Here is a 16,902-nt window from a genome sequence, read left to right on the forward strand (position 1 = left end):
GACCAGCTTGGCCTGCCGGGCCGGCACCAGCCAGGGGGAAGGGGCCCGGGTCCTCATCCCTGGCCCATCGCCGCCAGGTAGGCGGCACTGCCGAGGGCCTGCAGGCGCGCATCCTTGGCCACCACCTGATCGTGCAGCCCCCGGCGGTAGGTCTCCAGGGCCTCGGCAAGCAGCGGATCGGCGATCGCCAGCATAGCCGCCGCCAGCAGGCCGGCATTGAGGCCGCCGCCGATCGCCACCGTGGCCACCGGGATCCCCGCCGGCATCTGCACGATCGAATGGAGGGAGTCCACTCCGGAGAGGGCCTGGCTGCGGACAGGCACACCGATCACCGGCAGCATCGAGAAGGCCGCCACCATGCCGGGCAGGTGGGCCGCGCCGCCGGCCCCGGCGATGATCACCCGCAGGCCCCGGGACGCGGCCGCCTCGGCGAAGTCCGCCATCTCCTGCGGGGTGCGGTGGGCCGAGAGCACCCGCACCTCACTGGCCACCCCCAGCTGCTCCAGGATCCGCACGGCCGGCTCCAGCGTCGGCAGATCGGAATCGCTGCCCATGACGATCGCCACCCGGGGCTGGGGGGTGGCGGCGGACGGGGCGGGTTCGGGATCCATGGGGCGGGGGCGGCGAGGATGGCATTGTCCCGTCCCGCGGCTGCCCGGATGCGCTGGCTGACCAACCTGCGACTGGCAGGCGATGACCCGGCCTGCGGCGAGGCAGGCTGGTGTTGGCGGGTGGCGATCGACGGCGACGGGCTGATCGCCCGGGTGCGGCCGACGCCACCGGGGAGCCGGGCCGCTGGCGAGAACTGGCGCGGCGACTGGCTGTCCCCGGGGGGCGTGGACCTGCAGATCAACGGCGGCCTGGGCCTGGCCTTCCCCGAACTGAGCCCCGACGATCTACCCCGCCTGCAGGCCCTGCTGGAGCTGCTGTGGAGCGACGGGGTGGACGCCATCTGTCCGACCCTGGTGACCTGCGCCCCGCTGGCCCTGCGCCAGAGCCTGGCGGTGCTGGCCGAGGCCCGCCGCCGGCATCGACCCGGACGCTGCCGGCTGCTGGGCGCCCATCTCGAGGGGCCGTTCCTGGCGCCGGAGCGGCGCGGCGCCCACCCGGCCCAGCATCTGCAGGCCCCCAGCCGGGCGGCCCTTGAGCGGCTGATCGCCGGCTTCCAGGGGGGCGCCGAAGCCGATGTCGCCCTGGTGACCCTGGCCCCGGAGCTGGAGGGGGGCGCCGAGGTGATCGCGGCGTTGCGGGCCGCCGACGTGGTGGTGAGCCTGGGCCACAGCGGCGCCGACGCGGCCCAGGCCCGCCGGGCCTTCGCCGAGGGGGTGGGGATGCTCACCCACAGCTTCAATGCCATGGCCGGGCTGCACCACCGCGCCCCGGGACCGGTCGGGGAGGCCCTGCTGCAGGGGGAGGTGGCCCTGGGGCTGATCGCGGACGGGGTCCACGTGGACCCCACCATGGCGGTGCTGCTGCAGCGGCTGGCGCCCCGGCAGGTGGTGATCGTCAGTGATGCCCTGGCCCCCTACGGACTGGCCGACGGCCGCCACCGCTGGGACGAGCGCGTCCTGCTGGTGGAGGACGGCAGCTGCCGGCTGGAGGACGGCACCCTGGCCGGCGTGACCCTGCCTCTGCTGGAAGGGGTGCGGCGACTGGCGGGCTGGGGCGGCCAGGTAAGCGCCTCGATCGCCGCGGCCACCCTGGCCCCGCGGCGCCTGCTGGGGGAGCGGCGGCCGCTGGAGCAGCTGCTGCTGGGGCGGCCCCTGGCGGACACCCTGCGCTGGAGCACGGCGGCCGACGGGCGACTGAACTGGCGACGCCCCGAGTCCGTGGCCACGGCCCCAACTCCCTAGGATCCGCCCCACCAGAACGGCCCCGCGCCCCATGCCCCCGGAACTGCACCCCCCCGCGCCCGCCGAGGCACAGGCCGAGACGCAGGCCGAGACGCAGGCCGAGAAGGCCGAGGTGCAGGCCTACTTCGAAAGCACCGGCTTCGAGCGCTGGAACCGCATCTACAGCAACAGCGAGGAGGTGAACCGGGTCCAGCGCAACATCCGCATCGGCCACCAGAAGACGGTGGATGCGGTGCTGGCCTGGCTGCAGCAGCAGGGCGACCTGGCGAGCCGCAGCTTCTGCGATGCCGGCTGCGGTGTGGGCAGCCTCAGCCTGCCCCTGGCGGCCCTCGGAGCCGGCTCGATCGCCGCCAGCGACCTCTCAGCCGCGATGGTGGCCGAAGCCAGCCGCCGGGCCACCGAGGCTGGCCTGGCCTCGGAGCGGCTGAGCTTCACCGCTTCCGACCTGGAGAGCCTCCAGGGCCGTTACGACACGGTGATCTGCCTGGATGTGTTCATCCACTACCCCCAGGCGGCCGCCGAAGCGATGGTGCGGCACCTGGCGGCCATGGCCGAGCGCCAGCTGATCGTCAGCTTCGCCCCCTACACGCCGCTGCTGGCGGTGCTCAAGCAGATCGGCCAGCTGTTCCCCGGACCCAGCAAGACCACCCGTGCCTACACCCTGCGGGAAGACGGCATCGTGGCGGCGGCCGCCAGCGCGGGCTTCCGCCCCATGCACCGCAGCCTCAACCAGGCGCCGTTCTATTTTTCCCGCCTGATCTCCTTCGAGCGGGGCTGAAGGGGCCATGGCAACAGCCTCCACCACCAGGGCCTACCGACCTGAGATCGACGGGCTCAGGGCCCTGGCAGTGGTCGCTGTCATCCTCAATCATTTCGACAAGAACATTCTCCCGGGTGGATTCCTTGGAGTCGACGTTTTTTTCGTGATTTCGGGATTCGTGATCACCGCCTCACTGGCGAAGCGATCGGATGCGAAATTCTCAGACTTCATCTTCGGATTTTACGACCGCCGCATACGGCGCCTGATCCCGGCCTTGGCGTTCTGTGTTCTGGTGACGGGAGTTCTTATCTGCTTTGTCAATCCCAAACCAGAAGCTTCCATCTGGACGGGGATTACATCCCTATTCGGACTGTCCAATATCTATCTGTTCCTGAATTCGACCGATTACTTCTCCCCCTCCACTCAACTCAACGTCTTCACCCACACCTGGTCACTGGGCGTTGAAGAACAATTCTACGTAATTTTCCCAGTCCTGGCCTGGTTCAGCAGCTTCAGCAGGACCGGCTCACGACGTCACAGGCCTTTGCTGTGGATGCTTATCGCCCTTTCCCTGTCATCGTTGCTTGCCTTCTGGCATCTGAACAGAACCTTCCCACCTGCCGCCTACTTTCTTGTGATCCCAAGGTTCTGGGAGATCGGCAGTGGCTGCATCGTTTATCTGCTGATCACCCATTATCCCGGCGTCGACAGATTCTGCAGAACGCTACCACCATTGCTCTTGCTTGCAGGCATCCTCTACCTCTTCATGCATGAGGTGAAGACCCTTCACTTTGTGCTGCTGGCCTTGCTGACCTGTGGATTACTGAGCTCCCTGCGTCCATTCACCTCTGGGTACAGGCTACTGACGTTTCCTGTCGCAATTCTCACCGGGAAAATCTCCTACTCCCTCTACCTCTGGCACTGGAGCATCCTCTCCCTGAGCCGATGGACGATCGGAATCCATGGCTGGACGATTCCGATACAACTCAGCCTGATGCTGGGCATGGCTCTTTTCTCCTACCACGTCATCGAAACGCCCCTGCGGGGCCTTCAATGGACATCCTCACGCCGAAAGACCGTGCTCTACGGCATGGGTGCCTCTGGCATGGCAGCCGGGGTCCTTGCCAGCATCGGTCTCAATCCACAATTTTCAATGTATCTGGGCGACCGCAGGGTTCTGCTGGCCCAAAACGGACAAGGGCTGATCGCCGGTGAAGCTCCGGAAAGTCTAACGTCTCACTGGCAGGAGAAGAACTGTGTCCTACGAGCCAACGGAGACGTGGGCAAAAGAATTGTTGCGAAACCATGCACGCTCGGGAATTTTGAGACAGCCAAACGTCGGGTTCTGGTGATCGGCAACTCATTCTCTCCCACCTTCCTGCATGGGTTCGACAAACTGATCCAACAAGATAAATTTGCGGTGACCATCACGTCAGCCTATGGAGCCATGGCCGTTCCGGGGATCAAGAGACTGGAGCCCGTATACAGTCGCTCGAACGACGATTACTGGAAGCGTGTGGTCCCTGGACTGGTCAGCCAACTGCGACCAGGCGACTGGGTCGTCATGGCCAGCGACGTGGCGGAATTCTCCCCTAAAAAAAGAGATGCCGATACCGAATCACTGGCCAACGCCTTTGAGATTAATCTGCGCGATTATGCCGCTCATCTATCAACGATGAAAATCAATCTGGCATTCATGGATGGAATTCCATTCGCTCGCGATTCCCAGTGCGAGCCTGTCTTAGCGGTCAAGCAATGGTTTCATTTTATAGGCCAACCATGCTCTTTCTTTAGCCGCAATCATACTCTGGCACGCCGCTCCCGGCTGCATGGAATCCTTCAGGCACTGGAGGCGGAGCACCGATTGAGGGTCATCAATCTGTTCGATGTTTTCTGTCCAGGCCCTACCTGCACCTACGAGGGAGCACATGGCGTTGTGCTCTACAGGGATGCCTTTTCCCACCCCTCGATGGATGCGGCGCGATTGTCAGCTCCCCTGATCAGGACCGTCCTGATGACCACCCGGCCTGCCGTCCCCACACCCGCTCCCGAGAGCTGACCGACCCTGCACCCTTGCAAACCACTTCCTGCCCAGCCGGCCATGGTTCGACTGAGCATCCGGAACGGTGACGATCCAGGCAATACCCTCTGCCTGGGTTTGTCCGCCCGGGACCGCCTAGGCAACGAAGCCGGTGAGGAAGTCGACTGGGTGGTGACCTTCGACAGGGATGCCTCCAGCCAGGAACATCCCTGATCCAAGGTTTGTCAATGTGGCGAAATCCAAGGGACGCTTCGGACCACTGGCTCCGGCGCTGCAGCCGCTAGGAGCCTGTTGCGCGTAGATCTCCGAGCAGAAGATGGGGACATTTCACCTGCCGAAGAGATTCAGACCGGAATCAAACTGAGAAAGACGTGAATCGATTACGGGTCGATAATTCGCTCAATTCAGCTGTTCTGCAATCGATCTCGGGCTTTTGACTGGCCTGAAGTGAGGGCACCGGCGAGACCCAACTGAGACCGAATTTGGCGTTTGCGTGGAGCGAGACGGGTCTTTTCGCCCGAAACGATCTATGTGCAACAGCCTCCTAGCTCCAAGACGGTCCCGTCCGGGCGCAGCAGACACAACCACACAGCACGAAGCTGATAGCCCCCCTCACCCGGCAGCGCCCCGGGCCGTGCCAGCCCGCCCGGCCGATAGAGCGGATCTCCCAGCAACGGCGCCCCAACGGCTGCGCAGTGGATACGGATCTGGTGGGGCCGTCCAGTGGCGATCGCCACCGTCACCAGATCCGCCTCCCGGCCTCGCTCCATCAGGGTGAGCCGACTGCAGGCGGCCAGGGCCTGCGGATCCCCCTCCCGGGCAGCGCACCATATCTCGCCGAGCAGGGGATGGGGCCGCCGGCCGATCGGCGTGGAGATGGGCAGGCTCTCGCCGATCGCCAGCGCGAGGCTCCCTGGCTCAACCAGCGCCTGATAGACCTTGCGGCAGCTGCGTCGCAGACGATCCCCCGCCCCGGCGGTGGATTCGCCAGGCTCCCAGGCAGCGGCCACGGTGCTTTCCCGCAACTGCCCACTCAGCCAGGCTCGGGTCGCCGGCCGGCGCGCGCACACCAGCAGGCCCGAGGTGAAGCGGCCCAGCCGGTGCACCGGCCGCGGGATGCCGGCGGGATCGTCGCCGTGGCGCCGCTCCAGCAGCCGCAGCACGGTGTGCTCCAGGAAGCCCCCGGCCGGCAGCACCGGCAGGCCGGAGGGCTTGTCGATCACATGCAGATCGCCATCGTCGAACACGAGCCGCCACGACGCCGGCACGGCACCCTCCTGCCAGGGGGGCCGATGCCATGCCAGCCGATCACCGACGGCCAGGGGCCCATCGGCCCGGAGCCACTGGCCGTTCCTTTCGATCTCGCCCAGCTCCAGGCGCCGCTTCCACTCCTGCCGCTCGGAGTGGCGATAGCGGCCGGCATAGAAGGCGCTCACCGGCAAGCCCGCCGCTTCGGGTCCGATGCGGTCGCGGTAGATCCAGCCCTGGTTGAGCGCCGCCGGCAGCCAGCAATCGGCCATGTGGTCCGAGAGCGCCCGTGGCGGCCTCACGGCCACCGGCCGTAGCCCCTCACAGGCGAAGCCATACGGCCTTCAATCCACGAGCCCATGCTCAAGGGCGAAGCGCACCAGCTCGGTGCGGCTGGCGGTGCCGGTCTTGATGAACAGCCGGCTGACGTACTTCTCGACGTTGCGGATCGAGGTTTCCAGCCGCCGGGCGATCTCCTTGTTCATCATTCCCTCCGCCACCAGCTGCAGGACGCTGGCCTCGCGGGGGGTGAAGTCGAGCTTGACGTCGGAGACGGGCTTCCTGGCACTGCCGCCGCTGCCGGTGCCGGAGCCTCCACCGCCGCCCAGCATCGAGCGGATCTCGGTGATCTGGCGGGCCATGGCGCCGATGTCGGCATCGGCGAAACGGGCCGCCTCCGCCAGCAGCCGCTCCTGGCGACGCACCACGTTGCGCACCCGGGCCACCAATTCATCCGGGTCGAACGGCTTGGGGATGTAGTCGTCGGCTCCGGCCTGGAAGCCGGCGATGCGATCGGCCGTCATGCCCTTGGCGGTGAGGAAGATCACCGGGGTGCCCCCGAGCCGCTCATCGGCCCGCAGACGCTTCAGCAGGCCGTAGCCGTCGCAGCGGGGCATCATCACGTCGGTGATCACCACATCGGGCATCTGGGCCTGGGCCGCCGTCCAGCCTTCCTCGCCGTCGTTGGCGGTGGTGACGGCGAAGCCCTCATCCTCCAGGTAGGCCTTGACCGCCGTGCGCAGACCGGGTTCGTCGTCCACCAGCAGCAGCCGCACCGGCGTGCTGGTGGCGGCCTCGGGGGTCTCCTCCGTCCCGGACGGCTCGGAGATGGGGCCGGCGGCGGCGGTGGGATCTTGGCTCATGGGGGAAATCTATCGACCGGGACCAAGCACCACCTGTTCCCGTTCGGGCAGCCGGCCGCTGTAGCCGAGCTGGCGGGCCAGGGGGCCCAGGCTGGCGGGGTCCTTGCCGGCCTGATCGGGCACGCAGACGGCCCACCACATGAGGTGGTCGAGGCGATTGGCGGGGGTGATCACACCGCCGGGGTTGAGCTCGCGGATGACCAGCCGGCGTGCGCTGCCGGTGATCCTCAGGGGGCCGGCAGGGCTGCAGCCGATCTTGTCGGTGGCCACGGTGACCCGGTCGTCGAGCTCCTCCCAAACCTGCACGCGCCACATCCCCGGCTGGGTGGGTTCGCTCACCAGGCCGAAGATGCCCACCACCTCCCGGCCACGGTGGGTCACCTTGTCCAGCAGCACCTTGAAGCCCTTGGGGCGGCTCTCGGCATTGCTGCGGGAGTCGTCCTGGGCGGCGGCTGGCCGGGGCAGGACCAGGCTGGAGGCCACCGTCACCGAGGCCACCGTCACCGAGATCGCCGCCAGCGCGGCCATGGGGAGGGCAGGCACCAGCCGCAGGGAGGAGGCACCGAAGGAACGGAAACGGTTCAGCATGGCCCCATGCTGACCTATCTCGACCACCACGCGAGCACCCCGTGCGATCCGGCGGTGCTGGCGGCCATGGCGCCCTGGTGGACGCAGAACGCCGCCAACCCCTCCAGCCGCCTGCACCGCCCGTCCCTGGAGGCGGGCGCGGCGGTGGACATCGCCCGCAGGCGGGTGGGGGAGGCGCTGGGTGCGGCCGCCGATGCGGTGATCTTCACCAGCGGCGCCACCGAAGCCAACAACCTGGCCCTGCGCGGCGTGGCCGAGGCGGCCCTGGAGCGGGGGGAGCCCCGCCGCCGGCTGGTGACCCTGGCCAGCGAGCATCGGGCCGTGCTGGAGCCGCTGGCCTGGCTGGAGCGCCACGGCTTTCCGCTCACCGTGCTGCCGGTGGGGGCCGATGGCCGGCTTGATCCCGGGCAGCTGGCGCAGGCCCTGGGCCCCGACACCCTGCTGCTGTCGGTGATGGCGGCGAACAACGAGATCGGCGTGCTGCAGCCCCTGGCCGCCATCGGCGCCCTCTGCCGCCAGCGGGGGGTGCTGTTCCACTGCGATGCCGCCCAGGCGGTGGGCCACATCCCCCTGGCCATGGCCGAGCTGGGCATCGACCTGCTCAGCCTCAGCGGCCACAAGCTCTATGGCCCCAAGGGGGTCGGCGCCCTGCTGCGCCGTGAGGGGGTGCCCCTGGCTCCGCAGCAGCTCGGCGGCGGCCAGGAGGGCGGGCTGCGGGGCGGCACCCTGCCGGTGCCCCTGATCGTCGGCCTCGGTGCCGCCGTCGCCGGGGCCCTGGCCGACCGCCAGGAGCGGGCCGAACGCCTCGGCGCCCTGCGCGACCGCCTGTGGAACGCGCTGGAAGCCCTCGGCGGCATGCGCCGCAACGGCCACCCGCTCCACACCCTGCCCCACAACCTGAGCGTCACCGTGGAGGGTGTGGACGGCACCCGGCTGCACCGGCAGCTGCGCCGCGTGCTGGCGGTGAGCAGCGGTTCGGCCTGCAGCCAGGGCAGCCCCTCCCATGTGCTGGCCGCCCTCGGCCTCGACCGCCGCGCCGCTGGCGCCACGGTCCGCTTCGGGCTGGGACGGGGAACGACGGCGACGGACATCGATGTCGCCGTAGCGGCCATGGGCGACGCCGTGGCGGAGTTGCGAGTCCCTGTCTAGCTTTCGGAGTCGATGGCCTTGCCTTGATGCACACACCCGTCGGGCGGCACGCTCCCCGGCTCGACTTCGGTGATGCCCTCCAGGAGGGCTGGCGGGCCTTCAGCCGCAGCCCAGGGCCCTTCGTGGGATTTCCCCTGGTGGTGATCACCCTCCAGTTCCTGATCCAGCCCCTGCAGGGCCAGATCAGCAACGGCGGTGTGGCCTCCAGCGATCCCCTCGACTGGACCCTTTACCTGATCGGGCTGACGGCGAACCTGCTGCTCAACCTCTGGTGTGCCATCGGACTGGTGCGCGGCGCCGGCAGCGCCATCCAGGGGGGCCACCCCTCCCTGGGGCAGCTGATGCGCTGGGACGGCGAGGTGTTCGGGCGGCTGCTGCGGGCCTGGCTGCTGCTGGCCGCAGTGGTGCTCGTGCCCCTGATCGGCCTGCTGCTGCTGGTGGGCGGGCCCCTGGCTCTGCTGGGGTTCTATGCCGAGCAGCTGGTGCCGATCAGCCGCACCCTGGTGGAGGTCCTGGGCCTGAGCCTGGCGGTGGTGTTCGCCCTGCTCCTGGGGGTGCTGCTGCTGGGGGTGATCTACCTGGCGATCAACCAGAGCTTCCTCACCCAGATCGTGCTGTTCGAGCGGGCCGGCTCCCGCGCCGCCCTGCAGCGGGGGCGGGCCCTGGTGGATCCCAGCTGGTTGATGGTGCTGCTGCTCACCCTGATCGGGGGCCTGCTGATGCTGCTGGGTCTGCTGGCTTGCCTGGTGGGGGCCTTCGTGGCCTGGCCCCTGGTGGTTTGCATCGCCACGGCGGCGTACCGGCAGCTGGTGCTGGCCAGCGGCGCCGCCGACCCCCTGCCGCCCCTCCCCAACCGCTGAGGGCGATTCAGCCGGCGAGGGGGGTAGCGAAGGGGCCGGCGGTGAGCAGCACGAACCCCAGCAACCCCACCAGGGCCAGCAGCAGCTGGGCCAGGCGACTCACCAGCATGCCGGCCACCACCGCCAGGCCCACCAGCAGGGAGCGTCGCAGCCGACCCAGGCCGGGCGGGCCGAGGGACGGCGGGGCGGTGAGCAGCTCGCCGAGGCTGGCCCCGAGCAGGGGTCCCACCAGGGCCCCAAGCAGGGGCCCGCCCACCGGCAGCGCCGGCAGCAGCCCCAGCAGACCCACCACCAGACCGAGGCCGGCACCGACATAGCTCCAGCGGGTGGCCTGGAGGCGGGCCGGACCGAGCAGCAGGCCCAGGGCCTCGGCCCCCCAGCCCAGGGCGAGCAGCACGACGGCCAGCAGCAGGGCCGGCCAGCCGGCGGCCCAGCCCACGGCCCAGCACCAGAGCAGGGCACCCAGGGGCAACAGGGTGAGGCCGGGGGCCACCGGCAGCACGGTGCCCGGGATGGCGAGGGCCTGGATCAGCAGGGCGATCCACCAGAGAACATCGACGCGATCAAGGCTGGGCAGGCTGGCCGGGGTCATGGGAAGCGGCTCAAGCCACGCGGCGGGCCAACCTCAGTTTGGCGGAGCGGCTGCGGGGATTGGCCTGCTCCTCCTCCTCACTGGCCACCAAGGGTTTGCGGGTGAGCCGTTCCAGGCGCGAATCAGCGAGAAAAGCCGTCTTGACGCGCCGGTCCTCGAGGGAGTGGAAGCTGATCACCGCCAGCAGCCCCCCCGGCACCAGCCAGTCGGGGGCTGCGGCCAGCAGATGGTCGAGGGCGCCCAGCTCGTCGTTGACGGCGATCCGCAGCGCCTGGAAGGTGCGGGTGGCCGGATGGATGCGGCCGTGGCGCGCCTTGGGTGGGAAGCAACCGGCCACGGCATAGGCGAGGTCGGCGGTGGTGCGGCCACTGCCGACCCAGGGGCGCTCGGCCACCAGACGCCGGGCGATGCGGCGCGACAGGCGTTCTTCTCCATAGGCATGGATCAGATCCGCCAGGGCCGATTCCTCCAGCCGGTCGATCAGCTCGGCAGCGGTCTCGCCGCCGTCGGGATCCATGCGCATGTCCAGGGGGCCGGGGGCGCGGAAGCTGAAGCCCCGGGTGGGTTCATCCAGCTGGGGACTGCTGACTCCCAGATCGGCGAGAACGGCCAGGGCCGGCTCGGCGGGGAGGTGGTCGGCGAAGTTGGCGGGCTCAATGCGCACGCGGTCGCCGAAGCGGGCCAGGGCCGCCGCAGCGGCCACCCGGGCGCCGGGGTCGCGGTCGAGACCCACCAGCCGCAGGGAGGGATGGGCCTCCAGCAGCAGGGCGCTGTGCCCGCCGCCGCCGAGGGTGCAGTCGATCAGCACACCGCCGCCAGGTCGCTCCGCCAGCAGGGCGGCCAGCGGGGCCAGGCCCTCCTGCACCGCATCCGCCAGAACGGGCACGTGCGCGAAGGAACCCGAAACCACCATCAACCCATCCTGGCCTGCAGCGGCCGCGGTCGCCGCCGCCCCTGGTTGAGGTCCTGGCTGAGAAGGCGCCAGCCACGCTCGGCGGTCTCGATCGCCTCGTGCAGCAGGCGGCCGAGGGTGAAGCGGATCGCCAGCCTCTCCAGCTGCGCCGCCGGCAGCCGATCGAGCCGGGGATCGTTGAAACGCTCCTCGAGCATCTGCCAGGCCGGAGGCAGCTGCAGGGGGGAGGCGGGCGGCGGCGGCAGGGACCCCGCTTCCCGGCCGATCAGGCGGCTCCAGAGGGCCAGCCGTTCCGCCAGCGCCCGCAGCAGCTCGGCCTGATCGGCCTGAAGCGATTCCAGCAGCGCCCCGGCATCAGCCTCCAGCAGGGGCTGGTCGGCGAGATCGCGGCTGGCGCTGAGCAGCCGCGAACCGGCCCCCTCCAGGGTCTCCACCAACCGGTGGAGGGGATGGCGAAAGGGCTTGGATCCCAGCTCCACGTCGAGGGCCGGCCGCTGGCCGCGCAGCTTCTGCAGGGTCGCCTGGCGGGCCCGCAGGCGGGCAGCGCCCTCCGCCGGATCGGCAGGCATCGCACCGGGGGCCAGGGCCGCGGCCTCCAACTCCAGATCGTCGGCCAGGCCGGCGAACAGCTCGGCCAGACTCGCCAGCACAGCCCTCTGACTGCGGCTCGGCCAGAACAGGCGCAAGCTCAGCAACGCCGCCATGATGCCCGCGACCGTCCAGATCAGCCTCAGCGGCAACCAGGAGCCGAGCTCGTTGTCGTGCACAATCCAGCCCATCACCATGATCATTCCGCCCACCTTGTAACCGACCTTCAGCCCCAGGGCGCCGCCGATCAGCCGCAGCGACCCCAGGGCGATCGCCAGGCCCACGGGCATCGGCAGGCCCTGCAGACCGCGCACGCCGACCACCAGCAGAACCCCGCCCAGCAGCGAGCCCAGGATCCGCTGGCGGCCCAGCTCCAGCGAGGAGCCGTAGGTGCCGCTGCAAACCGCCAGCACCGCCAATGGGGCGTAGTAACCGAAGGCGAGGCCACTGAGGCTGCTGAAGCCGTTGACCAGCCCGGTGGTGAGGGCGAGCCGCAGATCGACACGGGTGATCAGGGGCATGGGGCGACGCCACGGAGGCGGGCGAGTTCCTGACAGCTCTCCAGCAGCGGGCGCTGCTCCTGGGCCAGGGCCAGCAGGGTGAGCAGCGAACGGCCGCTGCCGGCGGCCAGGGCCGTCCAGGCCTCCAGCGGAATGACCGGGAGATCGGCACCGCCACCCCCCTCGCACTGGGCCGCCAGCGCCTCGATGGCAACGCTGAGCGGGCTGGGACAGGCCGGATCGGGAGGCGGCGGATCGCTTGCCTGGAGCAGACGCTCCCACTGCAGCCAGTGAAGGCGCAGGCTCTGCCAGAGCTGCAGCCGGCGGCGCCAGTCACCCGCCTGCAGGCGCCGCCAGCGCGGCCCGCTGAGCTCCTGATGCAGCAGGGTCTCCATCCGCTCCAGGCCAGCACCCAGGGAGGCTGGCGGCAACGGGCCTGGGAGGCTGCCCGCCCCGGCCAGCCAGTGCCTGTAGCCCGCCAGCTGGCCGCGCAGCATGTCCACCAGCCCACGCTCCGCCGCCTCGAGCTGCTGAAGGCCATTGCGGGGCCAGAAGAGCAGCCCCACGGCAATGGCCACGATGCAGCCGATCGAGGTGTCGAGAGCACGGTTGAACACGTAATCCCAGTTGAGGGCGGCGTGGCCGGGGATCATCAGGAACATCACCGGGATCAATGCGGCGGTGCTCAGGGCGCTCTGCCAGCCCAGCAGCCGCAGCATCGGGGCGATCAGCAACAGCGATAGGAGCACCCCGGGCCAGCCGGCGGCGATGCCGTGCACCAGAAAAGTGATCAACCCACCGGCCGCCGTGCCAAGGATGCGGCCGGTGGCGGCCTTTACGGTGAGATCGTCGTTGTCGTCGACCACGATCACCACCGCCAGCAGTGGGTACCAGGCGAAGGCGATGCGGTCGAAGCGCTCCACCAGCGCCGCGGTGATGAAGGCGGCCACCGCCAGCTTGAGGCTGTTGCGCAGCAGCTGCGCATTCATGCGGGGCCAGCAGGGTCGTGGTCATGATCGCCCCAGCGCAAGCCCCCCAGCTGCGCCGAAGCCCCACCCGGATCAGGCTCCGAGCCAGGCCCGCATGGCTTCCGCCTACCTAGACTCCGCTCCAACTCGGTCCCGGCCCGTCAGCCGCCCTCCTTCATGACCCAGCTCGAGACCCGCACCGAGCCGATGGTGGTCAACTTCGGCCCCCACCACCCGTCGATGCACGGGGTGCTGCGGCTGGTGGTGACCCTCGACGGCGAGGACGTGATCGACTGCGAGCCGGTGATCGGCTACCTCCACCGCGGCATGGAGAAGATCGCCGAGAACCGCACCAACGTGATGTTCGTGCCCTACGTGAGCCGCTGGGACTACGCGGCGGGCATGTTCAACGAAGCCATCACCGTGAATGCGCCCGAGCGGCTGGCCGACGTGCCCGTGCCGAAACGGGCCAGCTATATCCGGGTGCTGATGCTGGAACTCAACCGCATCGCCAACCACCTGCTCTGGCTTGGCCCGTTCCTCGCCGACGTGGGAGCCCAGACGCCCTTCTTCTACATCTTCCGGGAGCGGGAGATGATCTACGACCTCTGGGAGGCGGCCACCGGACAGCGACTCGTCAACAACAACTATTTCCGCATCGGCGGCGTGGCCGTCGACCTGCCCTACGGCTGGCTGGAAAAGTGCGCCGACTTCTGCGACTGGTTCGGCCCCAAGATCGATGAATACGAGAAACTGATCACCAACAACCCCATTTTCCGCAAGCGGATCGAGGGGCTGGGTGTGATCGGCAGGGAGCAGGCGATCAACTGGAGTCTCTCCGGGCCGATGCTGCGGGCCTCAGGCGTGCCCTGGGATCTGCGCAAGGTGGATCACTACGAGTGCTACGACGACTTCGAATGGTCGGTGGCCTGGGAGAAGGAGGGCGACTGCTACGCCCGCTACCGGGTGCGGATCGAGGAGATGCGCCAGTCGCTGAAGATCCTGCGCCAGGCCATCACCATGATTCCCGGCGGCCCCACCGAGAATCTGGAGCCCCGCCGCATGGCCGAGGGCAAGACGAGCGAGTGGTACGGCTTCGACTACCAGTACGTTGCCAAGAAGGTGGCGCCCACCTTCAAGATTCCCGAGGGTGAGCTCTACTGCCGGGTGGAATCGGGCAAGGGCGAACTGGGCGTGTTCATCATGGGCAACAACGACGTCACCCCCTGGCGCTGGAAGATCCGCGCCGCCGATTTCAACAACCTCCAGATCCTGCCCCACATCCTCAAGGGGGCCAAGGTGGCAGACATCATGGCCATCCTCGGTTCGATCGACGTGATCATGGGATCGGTGGATCGGTGAGCACGGCCGGTCGGCGCTGGATTCGCCGGCTCGTGCGCTGCGGCCCCCTCCTGCCCCTCGGGGCCACCGGCCTGCTGGTGCTCAAGGGGCTGCATCCAGGCCTGCCCGGCTTCAGCTGCCCGCTGCGCGCCCTCACCGGGATCCCCTGCCCCACCTGCTACCTCACCCGGGCCACGGCAGCGAGTCTGGTGGGGCGCTTCGACGACGCCGTGGCCCTGCATGCCTTCGGGCCGGTGCTGGCCGCCGGCCTGGTGCTCTGGTCGCTGGCGGCCCTGCGGAGCGGGCGGCTGGTGCCCCGGATGCTGCGGGGCCGGCACCTGGTGGTTGTGGCTGTGCTGCTGCTGCTCTACTGGGCCGGGCGGATGGGCCTGACCTACGGCATCGGCCTGCAGGCGTTTCCGCTCAGCTGAGCCACGCCGGCCGCTGTCCAAGGGGCCGGCCCCGGCGGCACGACGAGGCGATGGCGCCCCCTAGCCTGGAGCATGATCGGCCCTCCCTCCTTGCTCCCGGGCCGCCCAAGGAACTGCTTGCCCCATCCGTCCGGCACCGTCGCCCCCGTTGATCCCCAGAACCTGATTGCCCAGCCCGACTACGCCAGAGCGCTGCGTCCCCTGTTGCCGGACGAGGCCTTCACGCCCGATCGGGCCACCCCCATCGTTCTCGGCCTGAATGGGGCAATCCTGCTGCTGGGCTGGGCCATGGCCCGCCAGCTCGACGCCAGCCATTGGCAGGGCCTGCTCATCTTTCTGCCCTTCGCCCTGGTGATGGGCAATGCCGTGGTGGTGCTGCTCTTCGCCACCCACGACGTGATGCACAGCAAGGCGATCCGTCAGCCCCAGCTGCGTCAGGCCATTCAATTGCTCGGGCTGGCGCTGCTGTGGATGCCGCCCACGCTGTGGAAAGCCGTCCACAACAGGGAGCATCACGGCAAGACGAACTCGGCGGAGGATCCGGATCGCAACTACACCCTCGATCAACCGCCCAGCTGGGGCAAGTGGATCCAGAACCTCTTCGTCCCCTCGCTGGAAGTTCACCCCTTCTGGTTGTGGGTGGGGATGACCTCGTCCTGGGGTGTCCATGCCTTCCGCAACCTGACCTCGGTGCTGCTGTTCAACGACGGATCCACCCGTTACCCCGTGGTCTCCTTTCAGGTGACTCGCCGGGAGCGTCGCCAGATCGCCATCGAACTGGCCGCCGTGGTGCTGGTCCATGTGGCCATCATCGGCTTCATCGGCCTGCGGCCGGTTCCGCTGCTGCTGGGCTATTTCCTGCCGATCTGGATCGGCTACAGCGTCATGATTGCCTACATCTACACCAATCACATGGCCTGCCAGATCACCGAGACGAACGACCCCCTGATCAACAGCATCTCACTGAAGATGCCAGGCATCGTCGATGCACTCCACCTCAACTTCTCCTACCACACCGAACACCACATTTTCCCGGGGATGAATCCGGCGTACTACCCCCAGGTGCGGGCTCTGCTGCTGGAGCACTATTCGGAACGCTTCAATCTCCTGGGCGCCCGCGAAGCCTGGCAGCTGCTGATGCGGACCCCTCGGCATTACGTCGATGCCACCACCTTCGCCAGCAGCTGCGGCACCATCACCCGGCCCTGCCCCCTCAGCTGAGCACGCCGCGGTGATAGGCGGCGTTCTGGATGTAGAAGGTGGCCACCGGCACCGCCACCAGGGAGGCCAGGCCGCAGGTGAAGATCGACACCACCAGCACCAGCAGCCAGGCCAGCAGCTCGATGCCCGCGAAGACGCGGCCCTGGGGGGATCCGTAGACAGCCTGGAACGAGGAGGAGAAGGCGTCGAGGATGGGACTGTCGGTGAGGAAGATCTTGTTGACGTAGATCGGCATCACCAGGGTGACGGCGATGCCCGGCAGGATGCAGAGAACGAAACCGACGACGGCCACCGCTGTGAACAGCACCCCCGCCAGGAGATAGCGGACCGGCCGGTGCAAGAGCACCCGCAGGGCAGCTTCGGTGTCGATGATCTCGCCGCTGGCGTAGTGCATCGCCGGGACCGCCACGAACAGCACCCCCACCAGGTTGGACAGGATTGTGAAGGGCAGCTGGACCAGGTTGCCGAGCACCGCCGCCAAGCTGGCCGCGGCCTCCGCACCACCGCCGCCGCCGCTGGAGAGACCCACCCCCAGAGCCGTGAGGGCCAGGGAGGCCACGAAGCCGATGACGGCGATGACGATCGTCACCACCCAGATCAGCAGGATGGTGGGGATGTGGGCCAGGAAGGCGGCCCAGGCCTTGGAGATGCTGGGCGGCTCGTAGGCGATCGCGGCGGCCAAGGGAGGCGTTCCGTACTGCGGGGAA

General features: G+C 68.7%; 18 protein-coding genes. 9 read left to right on the top strand and 9 right to left on the bottom strand.

Annotated features, from left to right (window positions below):
- Positions 1-53: 53 nt before the first annotated feature.
- Positions 54-611 (bottom strand): 5-(carboxyamino)imidazole ribonucleotide mutase, encoded by a 558-nt coding sequence (purE, locus tag KBZ12_RS02470; protein WP_254956133.1) that lies wholly within the window; start codon positions 609-611, stop codon positions 54-56.
- Positions 612-659: 48 nt separating this feature from the next.
- On the opposite strand from purE, the gene KBZ12_RS02475 reads away from it, so the two are divergent.
- The 4 genes from KBZ12_RS02475 to KBZ12_RS02490 are packed head-to-tail and all read left to right on the top strand — an operon-like array spanning position 660 to position 4,867.
- A complete protein-coding gene (locus KBZ12_RS02475; protein ID WP_254956135.1) occupies positions 660-1,853 on the top strand; it encodes an N-acetylglucosamine-6-phosphate deacetylase in 1,194 nt (397 codons plus the stop codon).
- A gap of 31 nt (positions 1,854-1,884) precedes the next feature.
- The gene (gene bchM / locus KBZ12_RS02480) at positions 1,885-2,631 is read left to right on the top strand and encodes a magnesium protoporphyrin IX methyltransferase (RefSeq protein ID WP_254956137.1); all 747 of its coding nucleotides are present in this window, start codon (positions 1,885-1,887) and stop codon (positions 2,629-2,631) included.
- Positions 2,632-2,638: 7 nt separating this feature from the next.
- The gene (locus KBZ12_RS02485) at positions 2,639-4,672 is read left to right on the top strand and encodes an acyltransferase family protein (protein ID WP_254956138.1); all 2,034 of its coding nucleotides are present in this window, start codon (positions 2,639-2,641) and stop codon (positions 4,670-4,672) included.
- Between the two features lie 42 nt (positions 4,673-4,714).
- Positions 4,715-4,867 (top strand): hypothetical protein, encoded by a 153-nt coding sequence (locus tag KBZ12_RS02490; protein ID WP_254956140.1) that lies wholly within the window; start codon positions 4,715-4,717, stop codon positions 4,865-4,867.
- Positions 4,868-5,181: 314 nt separating this feature from the next.
- Here the strand turns inward: KBZ12_RS02490 and KBZ12_RS02495 are convergent, their stop codons facing one another.
- The 3 genes from KBZ12_RS02495 to KBZ12_RS02505 all read right to left on the bottom strand — a co-directional run bounded on the left by KBZ12_RS02495 (position 5,182) and on the right by KBZ12_RS02505 (position 7,632).
- Positions 5,182-6,174: a pseudouridine synthase gene (locus KBZ12_RS02495; protein ID WP_254956142.1), complete on the bottom strand. Its 993-nt coding sequence runs from the start codon at positions 6,172-6,174 to the stop codon at positions 5,182-5,184.
- Positions 6,175-6,246: 72 nt separating this feature from the next.
- Positions 6,247-7,044 carry a response regulator transcription factor gene (locus KBZ12_RS02500; RefSeq protein WP_254956143.1) on the bottom strand — a complete coding sequence of 266 codons (798 nt, stop codon included), beginning with the start codon at positions 7,042-7,044 and terminating at the stop codon, positions 6,247-6,249.
- Positions 7,045-7,053: 9 nt separating this feature from the next.
- Positions 7,054-7,632, bottom strand: a complete 579-nt coding sequence (locus KBZ12_RS02505) for a hypothetical protein (protein ID WP_254956144.1) — start codon at positions 7,630-7,632, stop codon at positions 7,054-7,056.
- Between the two features lie 6 nt (positions 7,633-7,638).
- Between KBZ12_RS02505 and KBZ12_RS02510 the strand changes: the two genes are divergently transcribed.
- Entirely contained in the window at positions 7,639-8,781 is a 1,143-nt protein-coding gene (locus tag KBZ12_RS02510; protein ID WP_254956145.1) for a cysteine desulfurase family protein, read from the top strand.
- Positions 8,782-8,807: 26 nt separating this feature from the next.
- On the top strand, positions 8,808-9,641 hold the full coding sequence (locus tag KBZ12_RS02515) for a hypothetical protein (RefSeq protein ID WP_254956146.1): 834 nt from the start codon (positions 8,808-8,810) through the stop codon (positions 9,639-9,641).
- A gap of 7 nt (positions 9,642-9,648) precedes the next feature.
- On the opposite strand, the gene KBZ12_RS02520 is transcribed toward KBZ12_RS02515, so the two are convergent.
- Genes KBZ12_RS02520 through KBZ12_RS02535 form a run of 4 tightly spaced genes read right to left on the bottom strand, consistent with a single transcriptional unit; the run spans position 9,649 to position 13,223 of the window.
- Positions 9,649-10,233, bottom strand: a complete 585-nt coding sequence (locus KBZ12_RS02520) for a DUF456 family protein (protein ID WP_254956147.1) — start codon at positions 10,231-10,233, stop codon at positions 9,649-9,651.
- A gap of 10 nt (positions 10,234-10,243) precedes the next feature.
- Positions 10,244-11,146, bottom strand: coding sequence for a 16S rRNA (cytosine(1402)-N(4))-methyltransferase RsmH (gene rsmH / locus KBZ12_RS02525; RefSeq protein ID WP_254956148.1), 903 nt, complete (start codon positions 11,144-11,146; stop codon positions 10,244-10,246).
- Positions 11,146-12,255, bottom strand: coding sequence for an FUSC family protein (locus KBZ12_RS02530; RefSeq protein WP_254956149.1), 1,110 nt, complete (start codon positions 12,253-12,255; stop codon positions 11,146-11,148). Before KBZ12_RS02530 ends, rsmH begins: the two co-directional genes overlap by 1 nt.
- Positions 12,246-13,223: an aromatic acid exporter family protein gene (locus KBZ12_RS02535; RefSeq protein WP_254956150.1), complete on the bottom strand. Its 978-nt coding sequence runs from the start codon at positions 13,221-13,223 to the stop codon at positions 12,246-12,248. Before KBZ12_RS02535 ends, KBZ12_RS02530 begins: the two co-directional genes overlap by 10 nt.
- Before the next feature lie 156 nt (positions 13,224-13,379).
- Between KBZ12_RS02535 and KBZ12_RS02540 the strand changes: the two genes are divergently transcribed.
- The 3 genes from KBZ12_RS02540 to KBZ12_RS02550 all read left to right on the top strand — a co-directional run bounded on the left by KBZ12_RS02540 (position 13,380) and on the right by KBZ12_RS02550 (position 16,195).
- Positions 13,380-14,564 (top strand): NAD(P)H-quinone oxidoreductase subunit H, encoded by a 1,185-nt coding sequence (locus KBZ12_RS02540; RefSeq protein WP_254956151.1) that lies wholly within the window; start codon positions 13,380-13,382, stop codon positions 14,562-14,564.
- Positions 14,561-14,974 carry a DUF2752 domain-containing protein gene (locus KBZ12_RS02545; RefSeq protein ID WP_254956152.1) on the top strand — a complete coding sequence of 138 codons (414 nt, stop codon included), beginning with the start codon at positions 14,561-14,563 and terminating at the stop codon, positions 14,972-14,974. The genes KBZ12_RS02540 and KBZ12_RS02545 overlap by 4 nt, the downstream gene beginning before the upstream one ends.
- Before the next feature lie 117 nt (positions 14,975-15,091).
- On the top strand, positions 15,092-16,195 hold the full coding sequence (locus tag KBZ12_RS02550) for a fatty acid desaturase (RefSeq protein WP_254956153.1): 1,104 nt from the start codon (positions 15,092-15,094) through the stop codon (positions 16,193-16,195).
- Here the strand turns inward: KBZ12_RS02550 and KBZ12_RS02555 are convergent.
- Entirely contained in the window at positions 16,188-16,877 is a 690-nt protein-coding gene (locus KBZ12_RS02555) for a hypothetical protein (protein ID WP_254956154.1), read from the bottom strand. The two genes, KBZ12_RS02550 and KBZ12_RS02555, sit on opposite strands and share 8 nt — an antisense overlap.
- Between the last annotated feature and the right edge of the window lie 25 nt (positions 16,878-16,902).

The organism is Cyanobium sp. Cruz CV13-4-11, from assembly GCF_024346055.1.
Lineage (GTDB): Bacteria > Cyanobacteriota > Cyanobacteriia > PCC-6307 > Cyanobiaceae > Cyanobium.

Coding starts and splice junctions, on each gene's coding strand:
- purE (WP_254956133.1), bottom strand. CDS start 611: ATGGATCCCGAACCCGCCCCGTCCGCCGCCACCCCCCAGCCCCGGGTG.
- KBZ12_RS02475 (WP_254956135.1), top strand. CDS start 660: ATGCGCTGGCTGACCAACCTGCGACTGGCAGGCGATGACCCGGCCTGC.
- bchM (WP_254956137.1), top strand. CDS start 1,885: ATGCCCCCGGAACTGCACCCCCCCGCGCCCGCCGAGGCACAGGCCGAG.
- KBZ12_RS02485 (WP_254956138.1), top strand. CDS start 2,639: ATGGCAACAGCCTCCACCACCAGGGCCTACCGACCTGAGATCGACGGG.
- KBZ12_RS02490 (WP_254956140.1), top strand. CDS start 4,715: ATGGTTCGACTGAGCATCCGGAACGGTGACGATCCAGGCAATACCCTC.
- KBZ12_RS02495 (WP_254956142.1), bottom strand. CDS start 6,174: ATGGCCGATTGCTGGCTGCCGGCGGCGCTCAACCAGGGCTGGATCTAC.
- KBZ12_RS02500 (WP_254956143.1), bottom strand. CDS start 7,044: ATGAGCCAAGATCCCACCGCCGCCGCCGGCCCCATCTCCGAGCCGTCC.
- KBZ12_RS02505 (WP_254956144.1), bottom strand. CDS start 7,632: ATGCTGAACCGTTTCCGTTCCTTCGGTGCCTCCTCCCTGCGGCTGGTG.
- KBZ12_RS02510 (WP_254956145.1), top strand. CDS start 7,639: ATGCTGACCTATCTCGACCACCACGCGAGCACCCCGTGCGATCCGGCG.
- KBZ12_RS02515 (WP_254956146.1), top strand. CDS start 8,808: ATGCACACACCCGTCGGGCGGCACGCTCCCCGGCTCGACTTCGGTGAT.
- KBZ12_RS02520 (WP_254956147.1), bottom strand. CDS start 10,233: ATGACCCCGGCCAGCCTGCCCAGCCTTGATCGCGTCGATGTTCTCTGG.
- rsmH (WP_254956148.1), bottom strand. CDS start 11,146: ATGGTGGTTTCGGGTTCCTTCGCGCACGTGCCCGTTCTGGCGGATGCG.
- KBZ12_RS02530 (WP_254956149.1), bottom strand. CDS start 12,255: ATGCCCCTGATCACCCGTGTCGATCTGCGGCTCGCCCTCACCACCGGG.
- KBZ12_RS02535 (WP_254956150.1), bottom strand. CDS start 13,223: ATGAATGCGCAGCTGCTGCGCAACAGCCTCAAGCTGGCGGTGGCCGCC.
- KBZ12_RS02540 (WP_254956151.1), top strand. CDS start 13,380: ATGACCCAGCTCGAGACCCGCACCGAGCCGATGGTGGTCAACTTCGGC.